Source organism: Ammoniphilus sp. YIM 78166 (assembly GCF_004522215.1).
Lineage (GTDB): Bacteria > Bacillota > Bacilli > Aneurinibacillales > RAOX-1 > YIM-78166.
In genome coordinates this window covers 623,430-649,325 of the sequence record NZ_SDLR01000001.1, presented here as the reverse complement: position 1 = coordinate 649,325, position 25,896 = coordinate 623,430, and the positions used below count along the sequence as shown (strand labels likewise).

The 25,896-nt window shown below is 38.7% G+C and carries 26 protein-coding genes; 5 read left to right on the top strand and 21 right to left on the bottom strand.

Translation table 11 applies throughout. The features are described from left to right. Positions 1-17: 17 nt before the first annotated feature. From EIZ58_RS03140 to EIZ58_RS03065, 16 genes are all read right to left on the bottom strand, one after another. The gene (locus EIZ58_RS03140) at positions 18-1,421 is read right to left on the bottom strand and encodes a sugar phosphate nucleotidyltransferase (protein WP_134699062.1); all 1,404 of its coding nucleotides are present in this window, start codon (positions 1,419-1,421) and stop codon (positions 18-20) included. Positions 1,422-1,437: 16 nt separating this feature from the next. After that, on the bottom strand, positions 1,438-3,405 hold the full coding sequence (locus tag EIZ58_RS03135; RefSeq protein WP_134699061.1) for a glycosyltransferase: 1,968 nt from the start codon (positions 3,403-3,405) through the stop codon (positions 1,438-1,440). A 353-nt stretch (positions 3,406-3,758) separates the two neighbouring features. Then, a complete protein-coding gene (locus EIZ58_RS03130) occupies positions 3,759-4,280 on the bottom strand; it encodes a hypothetical protein (protein ID WP_134699060.1) in 522 nt (173 codons plus the stop codon). A 36-nt stretch (positions 4,281-4,316) separates the two neighbouring features. Continuing rightward, positions 4,317-5,165: a hypothetical protein gene (locus EIZ58_RS03125; RefSeq protein WP_134699059.1), complete on the bottom strand. Its 849-nt coding sequence runs from the start codon at positions 5,163-5,165 to the stop codon at positions 4,317-4,319. Positions 5,166-5,203: 38 nt separating this feature from the next. Continuing rightward, positions 5,204-6,166: a hypothetical protein gene (locus EIZ58_RS03120; protein WP_167577458.1), complete on the bottom strand. Its 963-nt coding sequence runs from the start codon at positions 6,164-6,166 to the stop codon at positions 5,204-5,206. Between the two features lie 78 nt (positions 6,167-6,244). Next, positions 6,245-7,018, bottom strand: a complete 774-nt coding sequence (locus EIZ58_RS03115) for a hypothetical protein (protein ID WP_134699057.1) — start codon at positions 7,016-7,018, stop codon at positions 6,245-6,247. Next, positions 7,015-8,163, bottom strand: a complete 1,149-nt coding sequence (locus EIZ58_RS03110) for an enolase C-terminal domain-like protein (RefSeq protein ID WP_240688922.1) — start codon at positions 8,161-8,163, stop codon at positions 7,015-7,017. The genes EIZ58_RS03115 and EIZ58_RS03110 overlap by 4 nt, the downstream gene beginning before the upstream one ends. 13 nt (positions 8,164-8,176) lie before the next feature. Continuing rightward, positions 8,177-8,953, bottom strand: coding sequence for a hypothetical protein (locus EIZ58_RS03105; protein ID WP_134699055.1), 777 nt, complete (start codon positions 8,951-8,953; stop codon positions 8,177-8,179). A 16-nt stretch (positions 8,954-8,969) separates the two neighbouring features. After that, positions 8,970-10,097, bottom strand: a complete 1,128-nt coding sequence (glf, locus tag EIZ58_RS03100) for a UDP-galactopyranose mutase (protein ID WP_134699054.1) — start codon at positions 10,095-10,097, stop codon at positions 8,970-8,972. A gap of 10 nt (positions 10,098-10,107) precedes the next feature. Then, positions 10,108-10,854 carry a glycosyltransferase gene (locus EIZ58_RS03095; RefSeq protein ID WP_134699053.1) on the bottom strand — a complete coding sequence of 249 codons (747 nt, stop codon included), beginning with the start codon at positions 10,852-10,854 and terminating at the stop codon, positions 10,108-10,110. After that, on the bottom strand, positions 10,847-11,671 hold the full coding sequence (locus EIZ58_RS03090) for a glycosyltransferase family 2 protein (RefSeq protein WP_134699052.1): 825 nt from the start codon (positions 11,669-11,671) through the stop codon (positions 10,847-10,849). The genes EIZ58_RS03095 and EIZ58_RS03090 overlap by 8 nt, the downstream gene beginning before the upstream one ends. Positions 11,672-11,692: 21 nt before the next feature. Beyond that, on the bottom strand, positions 11,693-12,499 hold the full coding sequence (locus tag EIZ58_RS03085; RefSeq protein WP_134699051.1) for a glycosyltransferase family 2 protein: 807 nt from the start codon (positions 12,497-12,499) through the stop codon (positions 11,693-11,695). Positions 12,500-12,631: 132 nt separating this feature from the next. Further along, positions 12,632-13,390 (bottom strand): GT-D fold domain-containing glycosyltransferase, encoded by a 759-nt coding sequence (locus EIZ58_RS03080; protein WP_134699050.1) that lies wholly within the window; start codon positions 13,388-13,390, stop codon positions 12,632-12,634. 35 nt (positions 13,391-13,425) lie between these two features. Then, complete coding sequence (locus EIZ58_RS03075; protein ID WP_134699049.1) at positions 13,426-14,169, bottom strand: YheC/YheD family protein; 744 nt, start codon at positions 14,167-14,169, stop codon at positions 13,426-13,428. Between the two features lie 73 nt (positions 14,170-14,242). Further along, positions 14,243-15,010 carry a YheC/YheD family protein gene (locus EIZ58_RS03070; protein WP_167577457.1) on the bottom strand — a complete coding sequence of 256 codons (768 nt, stop codon included), beginning with the start codon at positions 15,008-15,010 and terminating at the stop codon, positions 14,243-14,245. A 23-nt stretch (positions 15,011-15,033) separates the two neighbouring features. Further along, the gene (locus EIZ58_RS03065) at positions 15,034-15,807 is read right to left on the bottom strand and encodes a YheC/YheD family protein (RefSeq protein WP_167577456.1); all 774 of its coding nucleotides are present in this window, start codon (positions 15,805-15,807) and stop codon (positions 15,034-15,036) included. Positions 15,808-15,979: 172 nt separating this feature from the next. Between EIZ58_RS03065 and EIZ58_RS03060 the strand changes: the two genes are divergently transcribed. The 5 genes from EIZ58_RS03060 to EIZ58_RS03040 all read left to right on the top strand — a co-directional run bounded on the left by EIZ58_RS03060 (position 15,980) and on the right by EIZ58_RS03040 (position 20,991). Continuing rightward, a complete protein-coding gene (locus EIZ58_RS03060; protein WP_134699046.1) occupies positions 15,980-17,044 on the top strand; it encodes a YheC/YheD family endospore coat-associated protein in 1,065 nt (354 codons plus the stop codon). Continuing rightward, the gene (locus EIZ58_RS03055) at positions 17,041-18,393 is read left to right on the top strand and encodes a YheC/YheD family endospore coat-associated protein (protein ID WP_134699045.1); all 1,353 of its coding nucleotides are present in this window, start codon (positions 17,041-17,043) and stop codon (positions 18,391-18,393) included. Before EIZ58_RS03060 ends, EIZ58_RS03055 begins: the two co-directional genes overlap by 4 nt. 158 nt (positions 18,394-18,551) lie before the next feature. Next, positions 18,552-19,118, top strand: coding sequence for a serine/threonine-protein kinase (locus tag EIZ58_RS03050; RefSeq protein WP_134699044.1), 567 nt, complete (start codon positions 18,552-18,554; stop codon positions 19,116-19,118). A gap of 149 nt (positions 19,119-19,267) precedes the next feature. Beyond that, positions 19,268-20,113, top strand: a complete 846-nt coding sequence (locus EIZ58_RS03045; RefSeq protein WP_134699043.1) for a YheC/YheD family protein — start codon at positions 19,268-19,270, stop codon at positions 20,111-20,113. 113 nt (positions 20,114-20,226) lie between these two features. After that, positions 20,227-20,991: a HipA family kinase gene (locus EIZ58_RS03040; protein WP_134699042.1), complete on the top strand. Its 765-nt coding sequence runs from the start codon at positions 20,227-20,229 to the stop codon at positions 20,989-20,991. A gap of 41 nt (positions 20,992-21,032) precedes the next feature. Here the strand turns inward: EIZ58_RS03040 and EIZ58_RS03035 are convergent, their stop codons facing one another. The 5 genes from EIZ58_RS03035 to EIZ58_RS03015 are packed head-to-tail and all read right to left on the bottom strand — an operon-like array spanning position 21,033 to position 25,877. Further along, positions 21,033-21,746 (bottom strand): glycosyltransferase, encoded by a 714-nt coding sequence (locus tag EIZ58_RS03035; protein ID WP_134699041.1) that lies wholly within the window; start codon positions 21,744-21,746, stop codon positions 21,033-21,035. Then, positions 21,743-22,858 (bottom strand): glycosyltransferase, encoded by a 1,116-nt coding sequence (locus EIZ58_RS03030; RefSeq protein WP_134699040.1) that lies wholly within the window; start codon positions 22,856-22,858, stop codon positions 21,743-21,745. Before EIZ58_RS03030 ends, EIZ58_RS03035 begins: the two co-directional genes overlap by 4 nt. A gap of 12 nt (positions 22,859-22,870) precedes the next feature. Continuing rightward, complete coding sequence (locus EIZ58_RS03025; protein WP_134699039.1) at positions 22,871-23,965, bottom strand: glycosyltransferase; 1,095 nt, start codon at positions 23,963-23,965, stop codon at positions 22,871-22,873. Further along, entirely contained in the window at positions 23,943-25,124 is a 1,182-nt protein-coding gene (locus EIZ58_RS03020) for a glycosyltransferase family 4 protein (protein WP_240688921.1), read from the bottom strand. The genes EIZ58_RS03025 and EIZ58_RS03020 overlap by 23 nt, the downstream gene beginning before the upstream one ends. A gap of 12 nt (positions 25,125-25,136) precedes the next feature. Beyond that, positions 25,137-25,877, bottom strand: a complete 741-nt coding sequence (locus EIZ58_RS03015; protein WP_205672099.1) for a glycosyltransferase family 2 protein — start codon at positions 25,875-25,877, stop codon at positions 25,137-25,139. Positions 25,878-25,896: the final 19 nt, after the last annotated feature.

Genomic DNA, 25,896 nt, shown 5'->3' with positions numbered 1-25,896 from the left:
CTTTTCACCCCCTATTTTTATCCTTTATCTTTCGAATCTTCCACAGTACATTTCTTTTCGATCTCTCCCCACTCCTTGTAAATCCTTTCGATATCATCTTCTACTAGCTGTGTACCTTTTTGTACCTCTATTATTTCAAGATCAGTAATAGCTTTTATTGCGTGTTTTGATCCTGTAGCGATTTCTATGACGTCATGGGAACTTACGTTTTTTATCTTGTCATTTAAAGCCAGCATGCCAAGCCCCGAGATTATCGTCCAAACTTCAGATCTTTTCTTATGAAACTGGTAGCTAATGTTTTCACCTTTCTTAATGAATAACCTTTTAACTAGAACTTCATTTCCCTCAGAATATTTAATGTGATCCAAGACATGGTACCATCCCCATCTCCTTTCTTCATACATTGGTCTCACTGATACACCAGTGTTAAGATAATCCTTAATTTTTGAGCTTGCTGATTTATCTGCTACAAGGATTCCATCTGGACTTGAAGCTACAATCGTATTTGATAAGCCTAATATGATAATAGGAATATTTAACTCATTAATTAGTTGCGTATTAAGTGAATCAGTGCTTAAAATCCCCCTACCAATAATAGGAGTGTTAATCTGCTCGGCAATAGCATCCCAAGTTCCCATGTCTCTCCAGTTGCCATTGTACGGAATTACTACAAGGTTCTTGGTTCTTTCCAATATTTCGTAATCAAGGCTTACCTTAGATAAACTACCAAAATTACTTAACATCTCCTCATAGTGAATCGGTAATCCTTTTTCTTCCAACAATGAGATGAGCATGCCAAGTTTGAACGCAACAACTCCACAATTCCAAAGAGCTTTTTTTTCAATGAGTGCCTTCGCATCCTCTACGGATGGTTTCTCAACAAATTTATCAACAAGACAATATTCTCTTGAATTCCCCTTCAAAACATCTATTGGCACAATATAGCCATATTTTTCTGAAGCGTAATATGGGCTTACTCCCATTAGAGCTGCACTTGCTTGTGACTCTTGAACTAATCTCTCTAGATCTTTTATCCTTTTTAAAAAGGAATCGTCTACATAGGCATCTACTGGAAATACACAAACTACCTCGCTTAAATCAACTTTTGCCTTGGAGTAAAGATAGGTAGCTGCTAGAGCTATTGCCGGGAATGTATCCCGACTTTGAGGTTCAACTATTAAGGGAAGATGTGGTTGAGGGGTTAGTTGGTTATTTAATATCTCAATTTGGGATTGGTTTGTAGTAATATAACACGAGTTTTCCAAACCGACTGATGCTACTTGCCTCCAAATCCTTTGAATCATTGATTCCCATTGGTTATCTGGACCCTTCAGAAGTTTTAGAAACTGTTTCGGTCTAGCTTCGTTTGATAGGGGCCACAGCCTTTTTCCTGACCCCCCAGATAATAGTATAAGCTTCACTTAACATCATTCCTTGTCATTGGCTTATCCTTATGTCTTTTTCGATTTGTTGGCGTGCATAGTCCTTAGAGAAGAACCTTTGAATGTATTCATATGATTTATTTGTAATATATTCCCATTTATCCCTTGAGTAATAAACGTCTAATATATAGCTGGCAAAGTTTTCTTCACAATTAGCAATCGGTAAAAATTCCTCAATCTCCGGAAGACCCTCTGCACCGATAGAGGTAGTAATTACTGGCACTCCATTATACATTGCCTCTATAACTTTTCCCTTTACACCTGCGCCAAAACGTAAAGGTGCAACTACAAGTTTACACTTCTTATAGAACTCTTCGAGCTTGCTATCCGATACTTGACCTTCTATTATTACATTTTCCGAAGCTAATTTTTTAATATTACTTGTTAGATTAGCTCCGATAATATATATTTTTATCCCAGGGGCATGCTTTGTAACAAGCGGTAATATTGATTGGCAAAACCATTCAACTGCGTCGGCATTCGGTTTATGTGCAAACTGTCCAATGAACATTATATGTGACCTATTGTCAAAGGTACTGCATTCCCGTGAAGTATGTTGTTTATCATAAATAAAAACCGGAATATGCCTTATTGGTTTTTTGGGAAAATACCGTTCTAGCAGCTCCTGCTCGAAAGAACTTACTACGTGAATGACGTCACTCTTCTCGATAATCTCAAATTCAATTCCCTTCCATTTGTCTGCTTGCTTTAATAGAAATGGATTCTTTGTTACTTGATAATTACGAAACTCCCTTAAGTAATGGAGGTCACAATTATTGTAAATGATCTTTGCGCTTGTATATTTTTTAAATTGATTCAAATATTTTTTTGCGATATGCGGCCTACACAAGTAAACATAATCTATATATCTAGAATGCTTTTTTATCCAGGAAATTAAATTACTTTCATTCCACTCACCATAGAGGACTTGTATACCCAGCTTTTCCAAAGTGGTAGTATAGGGTTCTTGCCTGCAATAATTCACCTGATTCACCCAATGATTATCACCAATAAAAATTACATTCATGCCCATGGAAATAAACAAATTCAAGTAATGAAAGGTACTTCTCGCAACGGTCTGCTTATCAAATTTGGGCCCATTTTCATCAATCACAACAACTGTTTTTTTATTTCGACTGCGATCTCGCGCCCAAAAAACATCCTTTCCCTTTTTAAAGTTCTCACTGTATAAAATATGGCGCCACTTGTTAACAAACTCAGTTCTGTTCCTTTTACGAATAACTCTTTTTCCTCGTCTAGAAATGGAGTCCTTGTCACTTGGATAGAAGATAACTTCTGAGGTTGGCTCATATACCACTTTATATCCGAGCTGCCTACATCTGAATGCAAGATCCATATCTTCATACGCAGGAGAAGTAAATCTTGAATCCCCCCCTCTAAGATGTTTCAAAATAGAAGCTCTCATCATGATGCACACAGAAGGTAAATAATCTACTTCCTTTAGGTAATTGTATTGGTAATTTCGTTTATCATCCCCTTTTCCATACAGTGTCTTCTTTCCGTTTTTCCAAACAACTCCACCCGAAGCCCAAATTTTCCCGTTAGGGTCCAGTAATTTTGGTCCAATTACACCGATTTGTTTGTCTCTTTCCATCGTTTCAAATAGATGTCCTAACCAGTTTTCTTTTACTTTTGAGTCACTCGCAAGAAATACAACATAGTCCCCTAAAGCACTTCCTGCGACGTAATTTAAAAGGGTTAGGAATCCCTGTTTTGTAGGAATTTCTACTATTTTTATATTTGGAAAGTATTTCCGTAGTTTTTCTGAGAGTGGCCCTTCATTTATAAGAACTACTTCGTATGAGATGTCACATGTCTTTTGTATTATAGATTTGATACAATAATACATCCTTTTAAAAGTGCTTCCCTTCGTTAGAATAATAGAGATTTTAGGCTGAATAAATTTAGGAAAGCATAAGGGTTTCCTATTCATTACCTCCATTCCTTTCTTTTCTCTGATAATAACTGCTTTTAGTTTCTCTTGTAGTTTATGTTTAATATGATGATTTTGAATGTTAGAAAAACCCAATTTTCCATACTATAAAACCCAAATTTTTAATTCATAGCATAATCTAATTACTGTCTTACAATAAAAGAAAGAAGTCTCTCGCTTAGTTCGGAGGAAACTTCTTACCTAAACCAAATCAACACCATTATTATCAGCTCTTTTCTTAAGGTGGTCTAAGCCTTTTAAATCTTCTTCGTTGGTTGCTACTTCATTACAGGAATGGCTCCTTATTGCAAGGTAGCAAAGGGATTACTTAAATAATAGATCCTTTTACCCATCCAATTTATTCATTCCCATCTTAAAAAATCTCCATAATCTAAAACTTTAATTTTCCCCGCCTGATCCATCCCAAGATTTTTCCATCTAGCATTTTTCTTGTTTTTGCTTAAGATATCACGAGGTCTGATCCCCTCTTCAATAAAATTCTGATATATTCTTAGCACCTTCTTCTTATTTTTCTTCGATCTAGGTACTTCCACATCTAACTTCTCCATAATATTCCAACCGTAGCCATGGTCAACTATCGCAGCAAGATGGTCTTTCAGGCAAGAAGACACCGTATTATACAAATCATACTCTACGAAGTTGTGCTTAATTCCCCTTAATGAGATCGAAACCTTTAGCACCAGACCATTGTCTAAATCGTAAACAATTCGATTCTTGCCAGTACCTGCAATTTTATAATTTAACTTTAATATCGACCAATCCCTTGATTTTAGGGATTCCTCCGGAGACTCTTCTATTTGTTTTGTCCATAGCTTTATAGACTCTGTTTCACTTTTACTCAGAAAACTCTTACGGTTGTTCATGAGTACAACCCTGTCTTTTCATATTATTTATTGCGGTTACCCCCTTCTTAGGAACCGATTTAATTTCCGAATAAACCTGTCAGGGTTTTTGTACCCAGTTTTTCTAATTTTATTGTTTATTAATTTTTTATGGTAATGTATTATATAAGGCTTTCGAAGATCGGGGGAAAATTTTTCGTGGACACTCTGGTTAATTTGAAAATTCATTTCCAGAGGAAAAGGGGTGAAGGGAAACTTCCCTTCTTGGAGGGCAAGAGTTAAAGCAATTTGATCTGTAAAGTAACTTTTTTCTGCTATGTCGTTAAGTTTTCCCTCGAATTGATCAAGTAGAAGCTTAATATATTTTTTCCATAATTCTCTTAAAGGCCTAACATATTTTCTAGGTATGGCTATAACCCCGGAATTATAGTAGGGAACGGTTTTCTCCCCTAAGAAAGTTTCCATTTTCTTCTTTGGAAAACGCAGGTCAAATACAGAGAAAATGTGCCGCCACTGACTGTTGGTTAGAAAATCAATATATACAGGAGCAGCCTGGATTCTATCGTTCAAAATTTGATCCACGAAATCTTGCGCAATTACAAGATCACAATCAAGTATCAATAAGACATCATAATCACGCTCCTCATCGATTTCAAGCATTCTCACCTTATTTGAATGAGGGGACCTTACATCAAACGGCTTGCTAATCTGAACCGTAACGCCTAATTTGATTAACTCTTGTTCCACCTTCGGATCCTTGGCCCCATTAAAATAAACAATGGTTTTCTGCTTAGCCATAGTTCCTCCAAAATGCTTGAGGGTTCTGATTAACGCTAGAATCCGCTCATGGTAAACTTCTGTATTTTCTCCTAAACATGAAATGATGAATCTATTTTTCCCTCCCATACTCTCCTCCTTCCCTTTCACAAATATTAAACTATCCCCTATGCATTTTTTTCAATAAAAGTAGCATTTGATTGATTAAATGGATTCTTAAAATTTTGGTTAAAGTTCTCGTAGCCCACCCTATACGCAATTCGTGATTCGTCCTGAATCAATTCCCCGCTTGAAAAATAATCATAGCTCCAGTCTGCCTTCTTTTGTTCCTTTTGTCCCATTTCTCTTAATTCACTAATATAGCTATCCCTTAAGTTTAGGAGACATTTCACGCTTGACCGATCAACTGCATATTTTTTTACCATACTTTTTAATCTCCCGGTTTCAGCACCTGAAAAATGGAAAAATTTTAATGGTTCACCATCAACTAGCCAGCTATCTTTTTTTAATGAAACCTTCCTATTCGTGGTATTCCAATAAGCAACATTATAACCGGGATGTGTAATCGCACCGACATTGAAATAGTAAAGAGCTAAGTTCAGCCATTTCTGGTCAAAAAAGAGACCTTCGGCCAAGGCTTTATAACAGTATTGATCCAGCCTCATATCCCACCAGTCAAGAAAACGACGAGACTCCTTTGACCGTTTTAGCGCCATAAAGCCTGCATTAAATATTCCTGTTCGTAGAATAGGCAGCTCGAATTTGGGTATATGCGATGCTTTTCCAATTGGTCTTACTATATGTGGTGTAAATAAGATGTCATATTTTTTCAATAATCCTTGGATTTCAGTAAGCGGTCCGTATAAACGAATATCTGTATCTAAATATAAAATAGGCTTCCCGCGGAACTTTTTAAGACAATATTTTAAAAGTTTAGCTTTTAATGAATTAGCAGCTTCAAATCGGTTATATTTGAATATAAAAGTTTCAAAATCATTTATTCCCAAATCCTTGGCCAATACTAAATGATCAAAATGAGAAAACTCCCATAAGGAAGGATCTAGCTTCTTTTCCACCACGCATAAAATCATTTTCGCATCAGGCATATGCTCCTTGATAGATCTTGCCATTACTTTTGCCCTGGGAATGTGGTTATTCGTAGTAATACTACAAATGAGCATTTTGTCTCTCCCTTTAAATCGATTTGGCTAATGGCTGTAAAGCCAATCCTGTACCTCTTCATCTTTAACCGGGTGAACCACATAGATATCTCCATGCTTCTTAGCCTTCTTAACCTCTTTAATCGTAAGAGACGGCTTCCATCTCAGAAACTTTCGAAAAGGCTTTGGATACCTCCTAAATTTTGCTCCGCTTACTGCTGCTAGTGTAGGATAAAGCATCTCACCCAAATTTCTAACTTTTACTGAGGAAAAAAATTGCTCCATTCTTTCCTCGTCAATTCTGGCTAGCATTTTTTTTACTATTTTTCTCTTATAACACTGCAAAGGATTAGATGTTCGGTATATTTGATTTCCTGGGAGGATATCCTTCCAAGCTTCCTGCTCTTTCAGTAGTCTTTCTGCTGGTTTCCATATTTTTTGATCATAAGCTTTATAAGTTTTCGTAAATTTCCATATACAATCATACCCCATCAGTAATTCATCAAGCCGATCCTCAAAGCCATGATTAACAAACATCATGTCGTACTCGGTATAAACAAGATAATTATATTTGACCCTATTCTCTTTAAGCCATCTTGCTACATCATAAAACATGCGGCCGGTCATCAAAGGTTCAAAAGGCCGACTATAAGGACAGATGTGAATATTTTCTAGCTTTTCTGTAATTTTTCCAAAATCTTTATTGAAGCCACCATTGTATAAAACAATTTGTGTGTCTTTACGATTAAATTTTTTGATGTTTCTTACCTGACGTAGAAGAGCCTCTTCATTTTCATGAGCGAGCAGGGCATAGACAATCATATTCTTATTGTCCAGCCTTCACTCTGTATTTTTTTTAGAAAGTATCGGTCATCCAGCTCTAATCCGAAACCTGGAAGATTAGGGACAAGCACTCTACCCTCATCAATCTGATAGGCTGAAGTATCTACTCCGGGTATATTAACTTCGTCCCATTCAATAAATGTGAATTTTTTCATGTAGGGAGCGATATGAGCACTCGCGTAATTTCCAAAGGGGCCCCCATAATTGTGAGGCGCTTGTTTTACATTCGTTCCCTTCAAGCGATCTTCCAGTTCCAAAAGCTTGTTGAAACCGTAGAATCGGATATCATATTGAATAACGTCAATTAGACCCTTCATTGCCCACTCAACAAGGGCAGGAGCAGCGGTTAACCCTTCACCATCAGCTACTAGGACATCGATCCCACACAAGTCCATCCATTCTTGCAAGTCTTCTAACAGAACGGGATCCTCATAGAAAGGCTCCTCTATAAATGTAAGCTTAGAATGGGCTGTCTCGGAAAGGACTTGCTTGGTAATATTCAAATTATAGCTATTATTTGCGTCTATCATAATATGAGCGCTTGAACCTACTGCTTCGCGTATACCATTGATAATAGCTATATCTCTGTTGACCCCTTCTAGTAGAGGCATATGGCGTGCTCCGCGGCCAACTTTGATTTTAAAGGAACGGTGCCCTATGGCCCATCCTTCCATCGCTCTGTTCTGCATAAACTTTATGGCTTCCTGCTGGTTAGACAAATGAAGATCATCAAAGTATAGTGTTGTTTCGTAAATAGGCACTTGAACTTTATTCGATCTGTTATCTGTAATCAAGGCATAAACGGGTGTATTTGTAATTTTCCCCAACCAATCCAATAAAGGATACTCCATAGACCGAAATGGTTCATTTACTCTCCCGTTTGCACTAAAGACGTCTTTTATTGGTGTACCAATCCAATGACTTGCCTGGGATTGATTAACCGGTGACCATCCGAATCCGGTAATGCCCGCAATAGTTACGCGCGCCACTTCATTGATATATACTTTTCCATGCCAACCCTTCCTAGCATTACAGCCAATTTCTCTCCACCGTTCTCCCGGCAGTCGCACCCATTCAATTTTTTCTATCCGTACATCGGAATCTAGGAAATATGACAAATCCACTATCCTTCCTCCCTTAGAGGTTTTTATAGATCCATTCCCGTACTTCCTTATCCTTTACAGGATGTACTGCAAAGATATTGTTTTTCTCTTTCGCTCGTTTAATATCTTTTACGGTTAAGGGAGGTCTCCACCTCAGGAATTTTTTCGTTGCCCCTGGGAAAGTCCGAATTTTTGCCCCACATGCAGCTGCAAGAGAAGGATAAAGCATTTCCCCCATGCACCTGATTTTTACCTTTGAAAAAAATTCCTCCAATCTGTCCGGATGGATTTTTTTTAGCATCTTGGAAATCATGCTTCGACGATAGGTTTGTAGAGGATTGAAAGTTCTAGTAAGAGTGCCCCCTGGAAAGATATCTACCCAAGGCTCTATTACTTCGAGCATCATCTTACCTGGCTCCCACTTTGTTTTATGAGGATCTGATATAGTCCGGGCGATTTTCCAAACACAGTCATGGTCTTTAAGTAATTCATCAAGAGTATCTTCAAACCCATGATTGACAAACATCATGTCGGATTCAAAATAAACTAAATAATCATATTTAACTTTCGTTTCTTCAAGCCATCTGGCTACATCATAAAACATCCTACCTGTACCCTTCGGTTCAAATGGTCTGCTATATGGACATATCTGTATCTTTTCTTTCTTTGCTACTTTTTTCCCAAATTTCCTATTGTGCCCTCCGTTATACAAAACAATAAACACATCATCCCTGTTGTATTTCTTAATATTCCGTACTTGTTGAAGCAACCCCTTTTCATCTTCATGTGCAAGGAGAGCATAACAAATCATACATTCACCTCCGATATTATATATTCTTTGAAGCTATTTCCTTAAACAGTGTCAAGGCCCGTGCAACCGCCTGGTCCATGTTATAATACTTGTAGTCTGCCAACCGGCCTGCAAATAAGACTTTATCTTTAATTTGATCCGCTTCTTGTAAATACAAACTGTAAATTTTCCTATTGTCTTCACGAGGGATAGGATAGTAAGGGTCATTTACTTTAGGGTCATAGGATTGTGGAAACACATGGGAGATGGTAGTATGAGAGGCTTTTTGTCCTGTCAGATGTTTTTGTTCCAATATACGGGTAAAGTCATACTCATGAGGATAGTTAATGGTGCCTACTTCTTGATAATACTCTTGATTAATCGTTTCAAAATCAAAACGAAGACTGCGATAAGGAAGAGTACCATGTTTGTACTGAAAAAACTCGTCAATCGGTCCAGTATATATCATGCGCTTGAACCTGATGCTTCCCAAAAGCTCACGATAGTCCGTATTTAATAAGAGCTTAATATTAGGGTGACGGAGCATTCGGCTAAATAGTACAGCATAACCATGTTTAGGCATGCCCTGGTAAGTATCCTGAAAATAACGATTATCCCTACTAATATATACAGGTACCCGAGCAGTTACCGAACGATCTAATTCTTGAGGATTTAATTGCCAATGCTTTAACGTATATTCGTAGTATACTTTTTTGTATACATATTCCGCTAAAAAACTTAAATCTCCGCTAGCTGTTTCCCGAAGCTTCAGAATGGGTACCTTGACACCAAAACCAAAATGCTGAATGAGCAGCTCCTCCAATTTTTCGGCATATCTAGGTGGAAAAAGGGCATAGAGCGAATTCAAATTAAACGGTACAGGAATCTTTTTGCCATCAACCACCGTTAATACCTGGTGAAAATAAGTACGCCACTCGGTAAATTGGGACAAATAATTCCATACCATCTGAGAATTAGTATGAAATGTGTGCGAGCCATACTTATGAATCAAAATTCCGTCCTCATTATAGCAATCATAAGAATTGCCTCCGATATGATCCCTCTTGTCAACTAACAATACCTTTGCATTACATTGGGATGCAAGGCGTTCGGACAGAGTAGCTCCCGTGAAGCCCGCTCCGACAATCAACCAATCCACATTCATGGTTAACCTCCTAAAAAATCGTATGATCTTGTTTTGCCTTCTGCTTTTTTGTAAATCTTTTCAGCAGCCTTTTTATTTTTTCCGGATTATCCTCTATCACCTTATCTTGATTAAATGTCCCTCTAATATTTCGGTTGTGTATGATATATACATAGTTCTGCTTGGGCATATACTCATGTGGAAGCTTGATGGCACCTGGATGGCCGCCTTTTAATAAATATCTCACCCCCTTAAGATACTCCTCTGTTTTATAGATAAGGGTATAGAAGGGCGGGGACTTCCGAGGGTCAATTGATAGAAGCTGATTCGTACAATCATATTTATAGCCTTTACTACAAATCAGGACTAACGTTTTCTCTTTAGGTACAGCGTCGTGTAATTGCTGTACAAAAGTCCTATGGTACATATCATCGGAGTCTAATCTCACCAGATATAAAAAATCAGAGCCGATAGCATGTTCAGCAACATGATCATCAAACTCTTCGGCCTTGATGAATTGTATGTTTGCTGGAAGCTTATCATATTGATTTAAACTTTCTTGTATGTGCTTATCGGATTGAGGATCATATTTAATTAGAGCAATAAAATCCTGATTCGTCTGGGCTTTAAAACTTTTACAGGTATACTTCATGAAGATGGACATTCGATAATCGATCCAAGGTTTAGTTAGTCTTGCAACATGATCTTGACCGTTATTTCGATTCTTCTTCTTCAGCTCATTAAAACTTAGATTGAAGATAATGCATTTTTTACGCATACTCTTCCCCCTGGGCGCTGTCACTAGTTTTAACCAATTGGGATATTTTCAAATAGCCAGACTTTCCTATCGTATAAATAGGAATATACTCATTGCCCCACTTCTCTAAATAGTGTTCAATAACGAGTTTTCTTAGAAGATTTCGTTTCTCAATAGAGTCCTTTTGTGTAAGCTGGTTACCGTGCTTTCTTCTGTTACCTAAATGTTTATTTATCCAATAAATTGGATAGCTCTCAATTAATTTTAAGCATATCCGCCTGTCTTCCATAAACCTGCCTTCAAACGGATCATTGGTATCCCAACCGCCGACAGATCTTACAGCTTCTGTTCGGAAGCACCTGGGTTGAAGCATATTTTTTAGATATCGCAAAAAATCATATTTGTCCTCAAACCTACGATGCTTAATATAACGTTTGACCTCGAGTTTGCCATCTCGATCCGCTACCATCTTTATATTTCCATAAAATAAGGCGGTTTCTTTCGGAGCTTTTTGGATAGCCTTATGAAACTCACTCAATGCCTTACTTTCAAACCAATCATCCGAGTCTAGCTGTACGAAATAGGGTGTACTCACAAGCTCTAATGCTTTATTCATTACCTTTGAAATGCCTACATTTTCTTGGAGTCTAACATAACGAATTCTTTTTTCCGTTAAAAAAGACTCAATCACTTTTAACGTATCATCTGTTGAGGCATCATCGATAATCAGTAATTCCCAATTCTTATAGCTTTGGTCTAGGACACTTTCAATTGCTTTACTAATCGTATTTCGTCTATTAAAAGTAGGAATAACAACCGTAAATAACGCTTTGCTCAAGCATATCACCTCTCTTTTTCTTTATTGCGACAGAGAATCAACAGGCTGTAATTCTCTTAAAACTAACCACCCATCCTTTCTCATCTCAAAGATAGGTCGATACTTTCCTCCCCACTCTTGTAGCATTTTTGAATACAAGTATTCTCTAACCGTCGCAAATTTTTTTTGATCCGTTTTAGTAATATTAGTCGAATGAATTCGTAGGTTATAGAGGTCCTCGTCAATCCAAGAAAAGCGGCTAACCGCAATTAACTTCAGCAAAAGGTAACGGTCTTCACCGTAACGCCCTTCATAAGGAATGTCACTCTCAAACCCGCGGACTTCCCTGACCGTTTCTGTCCGAAAAAAACGGGGGTAGGGAATATGCGGGTACATGATGAAATCATACTTATCTTGGAAGGAGCGATATTTTCTAATACTCCTAAAATGCAAACCGTTTTGATCTTCTTTCCAAATCTTTGTATTGCCATAAACCAATGATGTGGTGCTGGGCTCCTCCTCCATCTTTTTTAGAAGCACATCCAGCGTCGTTGGCTCTAGCCAATCATCTGAATCCAGAATGACGAAATACGGAGTATCGATAAAGGACAGTGCGTAATTTAAACATTTACCTGTACCAGAATTCTCTGGCATTTGCAGGACTCTTATTCGGCTATCTCCTAAATAGTTAGAGCAAATTTCGAGGGAATGATCCGTCGATGCATCATCAACAATGACGAGATTCCAATCCTTATAAGATTGCGCCAGCACGCTATCCACAGCCTTTGAAAGAAGTAATGCGCGATTGTACACAGGGATCACTACAGTCACTTTTCCAACTCTGGCCATTTTACACCTCCACCTTAAGCCCTCCACTTCTGAACTTGAAGTTTAAATAGTATATGAAGCTAAAATATCTTATGAGGCGGCTTATATCATAGAAAATAATAGGTATTTATAAATGGGCATCATGGTTGAGACTTAAGGTATTAGGCCCTCATGTGCATCTCTAGAAGAATGCTCGAGTCCAGCCTTTTGCTGAACGATAAACATAAGATTTTTTCCAAAGTCTATTGCTACTTTCCCCGTTTTCTCAGCAATATGTTGAGACAAGACTACTGCATTAACCCCACAGGATACCAATGCAATATCAAATTGATTACTAAGTTTTGAAATATTATGGATAGTTGTCTCCATCTCTTTGTTATGGAAGAATGGAATAGTTAAAATATTATCAAGTCCATAAGGCTCCAACATCAGTATTTTACGTACTTGTTCTGCCCATCCCCCTACGAGCAATACCCTTTTTCCTTTTAAAAGGTTCCAGAATTCTCGCTTCTGAGCGAGTACTCTATTAACAAAGGTATGACAGACGTGTCTAGGATGAATGGAATAATAGTCAAACGCAGCTTCGGTTAGTGGTCGCTTGATGTTATGCTCTGCTTTAATGGGATCATTGGTCAAAAAGGGTATACCTACGACATCGGCTTTCTTAATTGCTTCTACCATTTGATTCCTTAATGTTAAGTTCGGCAGATAAACGCCTTTTTCACCTCGATTCGCTTTCTTCGCCCACTTCTTTTTTAAAACTTCTTTTATTGGCATTACGGATTCCTGAGCCAATATTAGGTTTTCTCCATCTCCCACCCGAACAAGTGAAAAAGGGATTTTCTGATCCATTGCATTCTGAATCATCTTCAGAACCTGACAGACGGTTAAAAATTGTTCATCCGGAACCATCAAATCTCCTCTCCTTTTTTCAAGTTGCCATATTACTAATCGTGACCAACCCATCTTTTTGCTTCCATATACTTTCTATAGGCTAGTTTATCATTCAGTTCCTTCATTCCATCCATATCAGGTCTCGTATTGGCCTCAATAAACCATATTTTCCCGTTCTTATCAATTCCCATATCTAGCCCTACTAACAGCAAGGGTAATTTGGATCCCAAGCACGCAACAACTTGGTGAGACAAATAAATTAATTCCCGAAATGTATTGATTGGATCCCAATTTTGATCACGATGGTTCATTGCTTTCTCCACGGAAACATCATCGCCGCCATATGCATAATTCGTAATCACTGCGTTTTTTCTACCGACAGTAGCACACATCATAGAGACTTGCCATCGGTTCATCGGTTTCTGCATCACCACACGAATATGAAAAGGGCAACCTTTATACGTTGATAAGTCAATACCCTCTTGGATTAAATATAACTCCTTAGGACTCTGTTCACGTTTTAAAATCTTACATGCTTTAGAAATAGATATCTTTTTGGATGAAGTTTCAGTTTCAAGGATACAAGCAGTGTCATTTATTCGTTTCAGGCGTCTCACGCCTATACCCAAACTACCTTCATCTGGTTTTACATACACCGTACCATACTGAAAAAGCATTCTTTTAAGTTTTTCTTTGCTAAACCAATGGAGTTCTGGAACATATTGGGATAGGATTGGATCATCAAGCAGTGGTTTCGTCTTGATCATTTTGCTTGCGATAAGTTTATGTCTAGGCAATGCTAAACCCCCTTTTTGTTAATCTATACCATCTATGACAGAGTCATCCCAAGAATGAATTGATCTTTTGATTTTATTTCCTGTTCTTCTTCCCCTCATTTTCCCGTATCCATTTCCTCGCCTGAATATACTTTTCGAATGACTTCTCATCATTAAGTTCGCGCATTCCTCTCATGTTGGGTTTCGTATTAGCTTCGATAAACCAAATCTTCCCCCCTTTGTCAATTCCCATATCCAGTCCTAAAACAAGAAGTGGCAAACTTGAACCAAGGGTGGATGCAACCTGATGGGACAGGTCAATCAGCTCCCGAAAGGTATTGATTTGGCTCCATTTTTGATCATTATGATACATTACTTCCTCCACGGACAATTCTGTGCCGCCACGTGCCAAGTTTGTAACCACAGCATTCTTTTTGCCCGCGACAAGAGCGCTCGTCATGGAAACCTGCCATCGCCCCATTATTTTTTGTAATACCACTCTTATATGAAAGGGACAGCCCTTATAAGTAGATAGATTAATCCCCTGTTGAACTAAATAGTCTTCTTTTGGATTAAGGTACCCCTTTAGCATTGCAATTGCTTTTGCGGGAGAGTATTTTTCGGAACTCTTCGCGTTGGCAAGCTTGCATCTCGAATCATTCAAAAGCTTCATACGCCAAATCCCCAAACCTAAACTTCCTTTGTCCGGTTTAATATAAACCGTATTATAGGTTGATAACATTCTTTTTAAATGATGTTCGCTAAACCAATGTAATTCTGGCACATGCTGATTAAGAATAGGATCCTCCAACAATGGTTGGGTTTTTGTCATTTTACTTTCAATAAACTCATGTCTAACCATATTCACTGCCTCCATGTTCAATTTTATGGCTCAATAATTTCAATGTTCTTCTGGGCTTCCCTTACGATCCTATACCATTTACGATCATTTGTTTTTCTCATTGGTTTAATTGCAGGACTTGTATTCGCTTCGATAAACCAGATGTTTCCTTTTTTATCAACGGCTAAATCCAACCCGAGTATGCCGAATGGAAACTGCCTGCCAAGAGTATTGGCAATCTGATAAGAAACATCCATCAGCTCTCGAAAGGTGGCAAATGGATTAAATCTTTGATCACTTTCGTAGAGTACTTTAGAAATTGGAAATTCAAGATCATCCGTTGACCTCAATTTCTTGTTATAGGATACGTTCGTAACAATGGCGTTCTTATAAGCCGCAACCTTTGCCGTAATCATAGTTAAATGCCATCGGCCTAAATCCTTTACAAGCAACAGACGGATATCGAATGGACGTTTATCATAGGTTGCTAGCTCAATTCCCTTCTGTATTAGAAAATCTCCTTTGCCGCTAATCTGTTCTCTAACTCTATCGATCATATCGGGGAAATTTAGCTTTTTCACTTTTTTCCCATAGGAAACCTCATATTTTTGATCTGAAAGAGATTTGACGCGGATAATCCCTTCTCCCTTCAATCCATCATTCGGCTTGATATAGATATGCTTATGCCGCTTCAGCTTCTTGATTAATCCTTTGGAGCTAAACCAAACGGTATCCGGTACGTACTGTGAAAGGTACGGATCGTCTAGCAACACACGTGCAATTCTCCATTTGTTGCGCATAATGATATGTTTCAGCAATGGCACTCCCTCTCTTCGCATTTTCTATTAGCTTATGTGTCCCTAGCAAAACCGCTTGTTTGCGAGCCTATAACGGAGAGCGGAAAATATTCTGTACTATAATCCAAGCAATCGTTTTCTGGTGATCATATGATAAAGACAAAACCAATCTCCTAATGAAAGGACGGAACCTATGAAATATAGGGCAATCATAGGGATACTCACCACTCCAGGCGGATACGACGATTTCCGCCCACTATTTAAAGAAAACGAAGATCTCGGGCATTTGATCTACGTCTTTACCCCAAAAGATATTATGTTTAGAAAAAGGAAAATTAAAGGTCACCGCATCAGAGAGGATGGCTCTTGGGAGCAAAAGAAATTCAAGTGGCCGGATATAGTCATAGATAAACATTTTGAAACCGCTGATAGACTCTATGACCATATCAGAAAACATGCTTTGCTTCCCTTCACTGACCAACTTTTACCTGGAAAATGGGAGATTCATAACCTTTTAGAGAATATACCCTCACTTCGCAAATACTTACCTAAAACCAAGATATATAGCCGTCATTCCCTGAAAAAAATGTTGTTGCGATTTCCGCTTCTCTATATCAAACCTTTCCATGGCACTTGGGGAAATCGCATCCTCAAGGTAGAGCGTCTTCAAGAGGGGTATCTGATAACAGGAAGAAAAGATGGAAGGAAAATTATACAAAGGCGGTTACCAGATAATAAAATTGTTTCATGGATAGATGATTGGGTTGATGGCATCCCATTCATTATTCAGCAGGGCCTTGACCTCTGCTTACTACCTGAACGAGTGACAGACATGCGTATACTTGTTCAAAAAAACGAATATGGTCGATGGCATATTACAGGTAAAGGGATGCGTATCGGAGCACCGGTCAGTCCTACCTCTAATTTGCACGGGGGAGGAAACGCAAAAGAAGTCATGCCTATCCTTCAACAAAACTTCGGAAGAAAAAAAGCGCTGTCGCTTCTTGAAAAGTCTCAAAAGATTAGTTACGTTATTGCGGATGCCATAGAAAGACAATATGGAAGAATGATGGAATTAGGATTGGATCTTGGTATTGATACCAATGGCCGTTTATGGATTATAGAGGTAAATGATAAGCCTGGTCGGCAAATTTTTAAAAAGATAGGCCGACGCGATCTGTACAGAGAGGCCAATCGTCTTCCTTTGCTTTATGCAGCTTATCTTGCACGGAGTTACGATCCTTATTTGAATCCATGAGTGAGAAAGGGTTGAAAATGGCACAGGTCTATAGAATTATCTCATATGAAACTCATCCTCCCATTTTAATGCTTCATTCCCTGACAAGAAGAAAATTGCGGTTAATCGGGGATCATTGGACTCTACGCTTTGGCATCCAGACGATGAAAATAACGCTACAAAATTGCGATTTCCTCTCCTCTCATGAACTCATTGTGTCCCAATCCCTTATTAAACGTTTAAGAATTCCACTGGAACTGAGCTATGAGCTCATTCGAAGCAAGGATGAACTCATTCTTGGACCATTTATTGGTATCCTTGGTGCCCGTTCGAACAAGGGTCTCCTTATTTCTTTAAATCATGTGAAACATTATTGCAGGAAGTACTCCTCCCTAAATGGTTTAATCATTGCTTTCAGTCTAGAAGGCGTAAACCGAAAGGAACAAACTATAACTGGCTATAAATATAATCCCTATGCTAATCAATGGGAACCAGGCTTGTTTAGCTATCCCTCATCCATCTTTAAGATAACCGATGCAAATAAAGATTGGGTTGACTACTTTGAATCGGTAATTGGGAACCGTATATTTAATAGTCAGGGAATCGATAAATGGGATATGTACCTTTTGCTTAATAAAAATCCTGTAATAAAACCTCATCTTGCTGAAACTGTCCTTTATCAAGATATTAACGACCTTCGGTCTTTTTTAACTCGTTATGAGAATGTATTCATTAAACCGCTTAATAGTTATGGCGGCCATGGCATTCTCCGGGTTGCTAAATTGAAAGGTCAACTTACCCTTAGCAAGACTTACCGTCAACATCATAGGAAAAGTTTTGACAATACTGATCATTTATTGAAAAAAATAAAAAAGAAAATTAATAAAGCTAAATATATTATTCAAAAAGGGATTGATTTATTTTCCTATAACGGGTCGCCAATTGACTTTCGTATTATTATGGTAAAGAATCAACGAGGGAAATGGTCGGAAACGGGGTTCGTTGCTCGGTTTGGTGAAGCAGATAGTATTGTTACCAATATTTCTGCGGGGGGAATCGCTGAAAGTGGGGATGCTGCGCTTCGATCAAAAATGAACTTAACCAAAAAAGAAGCTGCATCTGTTAAGCAGAGAATGTTTTCTCTTGCTTTTGAAGCCTGTAGGTGTATTGACGGTTACGGTAACTATGGAAATCTGGGCATCGATATGGCAATCGATAAGGAAGGTCACCTATGGATTATTGAAGTTAATAATAATAATCCCGATCCTACGATAGCATTGGATATGGGGAACAAAAAACTGTTTAAAAAAATAGTGTTAACTAACATGCTCTATGCTAAAAGGTTAGCCGGTTTTTCAGAAATGAACTAAGAATAGAGCTTACGAGCGTGAGCTCTATTCTTATTGTTATCTAAGACCCCCTATCACAAATTTATAGATTCATTCCTCAAATTAATAGATTTCAGCAACTGACTAAAACAAGCTGGTCCCACTACTCATATCTTATTGTAAGAAAGGGGGTGAATACATTGAATGAAAGTGAGATTCATAAGATTCGAGACATCTTGAAGAAAGGTCGCATGCGATCTAATAATCCCACAAATTATCCATTGATAGGAGAAGGAGCACAAGGTGCTGTTTTTCTTTTATCACCCTATCACTGCATAAAAATCTACGGCAAAAAGCATCACGCAAAAAGAGAACTTGAAGCCTTAATTCTATGTCAGTCCTCTACCATCGTTCCAAGAGTATATTCATCAGGAACCCACTTTATCATGATGGAATACCTAGATGCACTTACTCTTAGCCAATTCTTGGAAAGACATCAATACTTATCTGAATCATTGGCCGACAAAATAATATTCTTGTTAAAAGAAATGAAACGTTTAGAATTTACCAGAATAGATGCAGCTATGCGACACATCTTCGTTATGGAAAACGGTACACTCAAAGTGATAGATCTAGTCAATTCCTATAAAAAAGTACGCCATAAACCTGAGCTTTTGTTTAAAGGATTAAAGGAATTAGGAATGTTGTCTTCGTTTCTTTACCACCTTGAAAGATTCGACCCCAATCTATTCAAGCAATGGACATAGCCAATTCGTAATCTTGAAGCCAAAGTACAGCCATACCCCATACTTTGGCTTCATAATTTTATTTTACCTATACAGCAGCCTAACCACACCTTTCTCCCTTCACATATAATATGGAAGAGGTTTCATTGTAAATTAAAGGATGTGGCCACATGAAAGAAGTGAATAATCCTGAGGATGCTTATCGGCAACAGATGATCTCACGTTGGAGGAAAATTGGTTATCCCATTTTAGAAATAGACAATGACACTCTCCAAAAAATGGACAGCAAACTTTATATGGCAAGAATTTTACTCAAACACCCTGGAGTTAATAAATTTATTCCTGAGACCGAATATCTGACTAAACGAAGCCTGTGGAAACTAGTTGATAAGTATAAAGACGTGATATTAAAACCCATTAGTGCTTACGGTGGAAAAGGTATCATGAGGTTATCCCTTCAAGAGAAAAGGTATGAAGTACACATAAAAGAAAAAAAGAAACTTTTTGATCAATTGGAGGCAGTTGAGTCCTATATCTTCCACAAAATCGGCTCCACTCCCTATATTGTTCAGCAACGCGTTAAGTTAGCATTGATAGATAAGCGACCATTTGACATCAGAATCCTTGTACAAAAAAGATCCCCAAAAGAATGGTTGACTACTGGTAAACTGGCCAGGGTGGCAGGTGAAAATCGAATTGTCACCAACACCTCATCTGGCGGGACCCGCCTTAATCTTCAAGATGCAGTATTTAGTTGCCAACTGAAAACGAATCATCCTAAATACCGAGCCAAGTTGTTAAAAACACTGGATGAGGCTTCCATTAAAATTGCACAATACCTTGACCGCTATTTTCCCTTCCATAACATCTACGGGATGGACCTTGGAATTGATGAGAAAGGGCGTATCCTTATAACAGAAGTAAACCCTTGGCCGTCCTTCAGAGGTTATAAACATTTTGATCCTCCTATGTATAAGATCATCAGATCTATTTTTTACAATAATCATTTAACTTAAATGCGGAAATTTATTAATATTTGAAAATTGCCCATTACTCCTATCCATAACCACTCATAAACTATTATTATTCACCCTTGATGATACCGGAAAAGAAAGGTGTGGTTAATGACGTGAACTTAACACCAGTACGCTGGATCAAAGAGCTGAAAGGTAAATCATATCCCCAGCTTATTGAATTCAGCGATGGTTTTCGTTATATCGTTAAGTTTAAAAACAATCCCCAAGGCACAAAGCAAATAGTCAATGAATATATAGGTTGTCAATTAGCTAAACATCTACATCTTCCTGTTCCTGATAGTAAATTAGTGAGTATAGATCAATCTTTTATTGAACAAATGCATGGAAGAGAAAGATATCCATTCACTTCGGGGAGACAATTTGCAAGTTTAAGCATTAAAAGAAAGAAAAGAATTAAGAAAGAATTTCCACCTCCTTCTTCCATTGTAAACACTGACGTTTTGCCTGGAATCGTTGTTTTTGACCACTGGCTGAGCAATGACGATCGGAATCGCAATAATATCCTGCTTAAACGAAAGAAGCGGGGGGGTTATTGCGTATTTATCATCGATCAAGGAAACTGTTTTCCGGGAGGATTCAGATGGACCATTGATACACTTAGGGAATACCCACGCCCCATCAGAAAACGCCCTTTTCATCAGTGGATTCTATCGATGTTGAGTCACCCTGATGAATTAAATCGATATATCTATAATGTAAAACAGTTGCCTGAATCCCTCTTATGGGAAACTATTACATCTCTCCCTGACGACTGGAACATTTCCTGGGATGAAAAGAGCGCCTTGTTTAACCATTTAATTAGGGGAAGAAATGCTCTGGAAGATATAATGTATCAAGTTGTTCGAAATTACCACTAATAGAAAAAGGTCCCTCTCCAACTGAAAGGGACCTTTACCTATTATCCTCTATATTCGCTCAAGATCCTATTAATTTTCATAGGATCTTCTTCCAACACATCATTATGCCATTTTCCTTTTACATTACTATGGTGAATGATGTAAACGTAATTTTTATCCGGCAGAATTTCATGGGGGAGTTTAATGGCATAGTTATGGCCACGGGATAAATCATAACGTTGACCATCTAAGAAATCCTTTGTTTTATAAATAAGAGCATAAAAAGGAGGTGACTTCCTCGTATCCTCACCTAAACGATGATGGACCAGGTCATATTTATATCCCTTGCGGCTGATAAGAGACACCTTCCCCTCTTTTGGGATATGATCATGCAACTGTTGCATATATGTCCTATGATACATGTCATCAGAATCAAGTCTTACAAAGTAATAATAATCACTTCGGCCTTTTTTTAAGTGTTGGGCTACTTTATCAGTGTAGCTCTCCTTTCCAACGAATTTAATATTAGAGGGTAGCGGATGATAATGATCCAAGGCAATCCGAAGCGTCTCCTCGGATTTTTCATCGTAACGGACTAGTGCGAGAAAGTCTTGATTCGTTTGTGCTTTAAGACTTCTTAACGTATAGTTCATGAAAATGGCTAACCGGTCCTCTATCCATTCCTTTGTCAAGCGAACGATATTATCCCTACCATGGTTGCGCCGTTCTTTTTTTTGATCATTAAAGCTTAATCCAACAATAATCTGTTTCTTCATCGATAATTTTCCCCTTTGGAAACAAGGCGAGAAAATTCGATTACTAAATCGTAATACTTCTCTTGGACGGCTATCTGCTTTCGCAAATCGAAATCTTTGTTCACTTTAAGGCGTGCATGATAGGAAAGCTTTGCCCAAGAGCGAGGATTCTCTATTAACTTTCCGATGCATTTCGCCAAGCCTTCGATATCCCTTTCTTCTACAAGCAACCCGCTTTTACCATGCTGGATGAGTTCCGGTATTCCGGCATGCTTCGTCGAGACAACCGGAAGTCCACTGGCCATCGCTTCTTTTAACACATTCGGTATGCCCTCAATATTCCCCTTGTTGGTGGTGTAGCTAGCTAAACAGAACAAGTGTGCATTTTTCATTTCTTCTGCGATGAACTGGTTATACATCGGCTCCTTAAAAGTTACGGCATCTTGAATATTTAAGAGCCGGGTTATTTCCTCTAGCTTCTCTTTATACTTCTCGCTCCCCTTTCCAATAATAACCAGCTCTGTATTAGGGTATTTACTGTGAACCATAGCAAAAGCTACAAGAAGATAGTCAAATCCTTTTTTCTCTATAAAACGGCCCACGGACAGAATCCTAATTTTTCGGCTTTTAGGCATTCGACGCACAGAATAGGTAAAACGATCTAAGTCGATTCCACCGTACATTACACCGATTCGATCTTTCGGAAAGCCGAGCTGTACCATCTCTTTTTTAAAGTATTTACACACGGGTAAGAACAAACTACCCTCTTTTATTAGATCCGTAAACTTTTCTCGATTGACTTCAAAGTAGTTATGATGGGCTGAAGCATCCTGACCCCGAAAGCTCGTAATTAGTGGGATCCCATACTCTTTTGCTAAAGGCACTATCCTTGCCCCGTGATTTCCTTTATGAGCGTGGATGGCTTTAATATTATTTTTTGTTATAAAATCCGGCCAATTTTGTATATCCCCCATATAGAAATAATCATGAAAAGGATATTCCTTTTCGCTTTCCCTTTTCGGGAATTCACCTATTACAATAGAACGATATCTAGCAAGTTCATTAATCTGTCGGTACATGAAATCCTGGTTAAGTTTAATATCGTTCACAAGATAATGGGCAATGGTATCCATTTGCGCCCTCCCTCATGATCTGGATCTGGATAAGAAACTGCTCCTGGCTTCTTCATAGAATTGCGCTTGCAGAGCAAGCTGCTTTTGCAGGTTAAAGTTCTTTTCTACTTTTTCTCTTCCTCTTACGGCTAATTGCTTCCACTGTTTGGGCTGCACAATCAGTTTTTCCAACATAGCAGTTAAGCCATTAACATCCCTTTCGTCTGCTAAAAATCCTTCCTTACCATGCTCAATCAGTTCTGGAATTCCCGCATGCTTAGTGGAGACTACAGGAAGTCCTGCCGCCATTGCTTCCTTCAAGACATTAGGAATTCCCTCCATATCTCCATTCGCCGCCGTAATAGAAGGGAGGCAAAAGATATGCGCCTTCTGCAGTTCCTCTGCAATTTTGTCATGATCCAGGTATTCTTTTATTTTTACTTTCCGCTTGAGGCCTAGATGGTTAACCAAGCGCTTTACTTCATCAGATACTTCTCCCCTTCTCCCAATCATTCTTAGTTCAGTACTTGGATGCTGAGAATGGATTTTAGCAAAGGCTTGAAGCAGATAGGTAAATCCTTTTTTTTCCGTAAATCGTCCTATCGTAAGAAGGCGAATCGGGTTTCCCGCCGGTGGCTCGCTTCGATGCTGAAAAGCAAACTTCCGTAAATCGACTCCTCCATACAACACTCTAATTTTTTCTTTAGGGCACCCTAAATGGATCAGTCTATCCGCAAAGTAAGAGCAGACTGGCAATAACAACTCCGCTTGATTGAAAAGTTCTGTAAGTTTTCTGCGATTTTCCTTTTTTCTCGGGTAACTCGTGATATCTTTTCCTCTGAAACTTACCACTAGCGGTACTCCTGTCCCCTCCACATATCGAAGTAGCTTGATGCCTAACTGACCGTAATGAGCATGGATCAGTTTAATTTGGTTCTTTCTTGAGAACTCAGCAAAATTCCTTATATTAGGAAAATGGTAGACGGGCTCGAATAAATCTCGATAAGATGTATCCGTCTGCTTTAACTTATCTGTCATATAGGCATAAGTGAAGCCAGGCACCTCTTTTACATGTGGTGTGCTGTGATCCTTAACCAGAGCATACTTATAATGAAGTACTCGTTCCATCTCTCCTCCCACCCTGCTGAATATTGGCCGCCTTGCAATAAACCAGCTCCAAATTCTGTGCAACCTCAGAGAATTGGAAGTTTTGTTCTACCTGCTTCCTGCCATTACGGGCCATTTGCTTTGCTTCTTCTGGGAAATCAAACATGTGATTGATTGCTTCGGCAAATGCTACCGGATTTTTAAAGTCATTGATTACCCACCCATTCTCCATGTGTTTAACAATCTCCGGAATACCTCCGCGTCGAGTCGTGACAATAGGAATTCCAGCAGCCATGGCTTCATAATGGATCCTTCCCGCTGGTTCTCTCCATTGCGAGCTGCATGCAAAGATATCCGCGATGAGATAATGGTGAGGGATTTCATCACTTGGGATAAACTGAGTGAAACGGATATGCTCTTCAATGGGTTTAGCCAATGCATGCAAGGATTCAATATAACCAGTCGTTCGATTGTCGCTGTAATACTTTCCCCCTGAGATGACTAATACGGCATCAGGATGCTTTTCAATCACATGTTTCATCGCTTCAATAAGAACATGCGGGCCTTTTTTCTTAATAAGCCTACCGACAAATAAAATGACTTTCTTCTCAGGACCAATTCCATATTTTTCCCTTACTTGATTTCTAATTTTTATAGCATCAGCAGACCAGATAGGGGTAAAGCGGCTTAAGTCTACACCGGAATAAACAGTCACCAGCTTCTTCTTCGCTCCAGGAAATCGCTTGACAACAGATTTCTTTAAGAAGCGGCTAATCGTGATAATCTTTTTCGCTGATCGGATGACCTCATTTCCATGTTTTGCAGAAATGGAACTTTTGGACAGACGTTCATTATGAAGGCTTAGGACAAATTTACTTTTAGGAGCAAAGCCTTTAAGGTAGGTTAGTTGATCTGGACGGTTCAGCACATGAATCAGATCGAACTCTTTTTTAGCCAATACGCGTGCTACCTCCCTAAAGTAATTGCCTGGGGGAATTCGAATGTATTTGATCCCATTCCGCATTTCTTTTTCTGGCAACTCTGGATCCGTAATCGAAAAGATTGTAATCTTGTGATGTTTCTTTAGATAAGGGACTATTCCATCAATCAACACCTGGATGGCACCGCCACGAATTGCCGGGCTGGGCAGCTTCCGGTCAAAAATGAAAGCTAATTTCACAAATAACCACCTCTAGTACGTCTTCTTTCGATCTCGGTCTGCTCCATATTTTTTACCCAATTCCTCCAGTTTTCCTTGGTCCCAGCCATACAGCTTCAACGCAGCCTTTTTAATTTCGTTTCTAAATCCGCCACCCACATAGCTCACATTGCTGTCATGCAAGACATATTTAGCTAGCGGCTTTTTAATGCACGCACCTGAATAATAAGCAGCTAATCGCAACCACATATCCCAATCTTGGGAACGCCAATAATTTCGATTAAACAAACCCGCCTTTTCAAAGCATTCTTTATGGATGAGCACAGTCGATGTGCGAATCCCTAATCTTCGTGTAATTAGGCAGTATTGCAGGTGTTCCTGGTTTCTGCAGGCAACATTTTTTCTGAGAAGTTTAATCTCCCCTTTCGCATTTGTTTTGTAGTACCAGCTATATAGAAACTTGCATTCAGGATGATTCTTTATATAATTCATTTGTTCTTCTAATTTATGTGGCAGGAACAGGTCATCGGAATCCAAAAAAGCAATATATTTTCCCCGCGCCTGTTTGATTCCATTGTTTCGCGCCTCAGAAACTCCCTGATTTTGCTGATAAATGTATCGCACAGGCGAACCATATGGTGCCACCCTTGATCGTGTATCATCTGTAGATCCGTCATCTATAATGACGATTTCCAAATCCCTATAGGTTTGTCTTAAGACACTTTCAATCGCATTGGTAATAAATTTGCCTCGATTGTATGTCGGTATAATCACGCTGACTTCCGGCACTTTA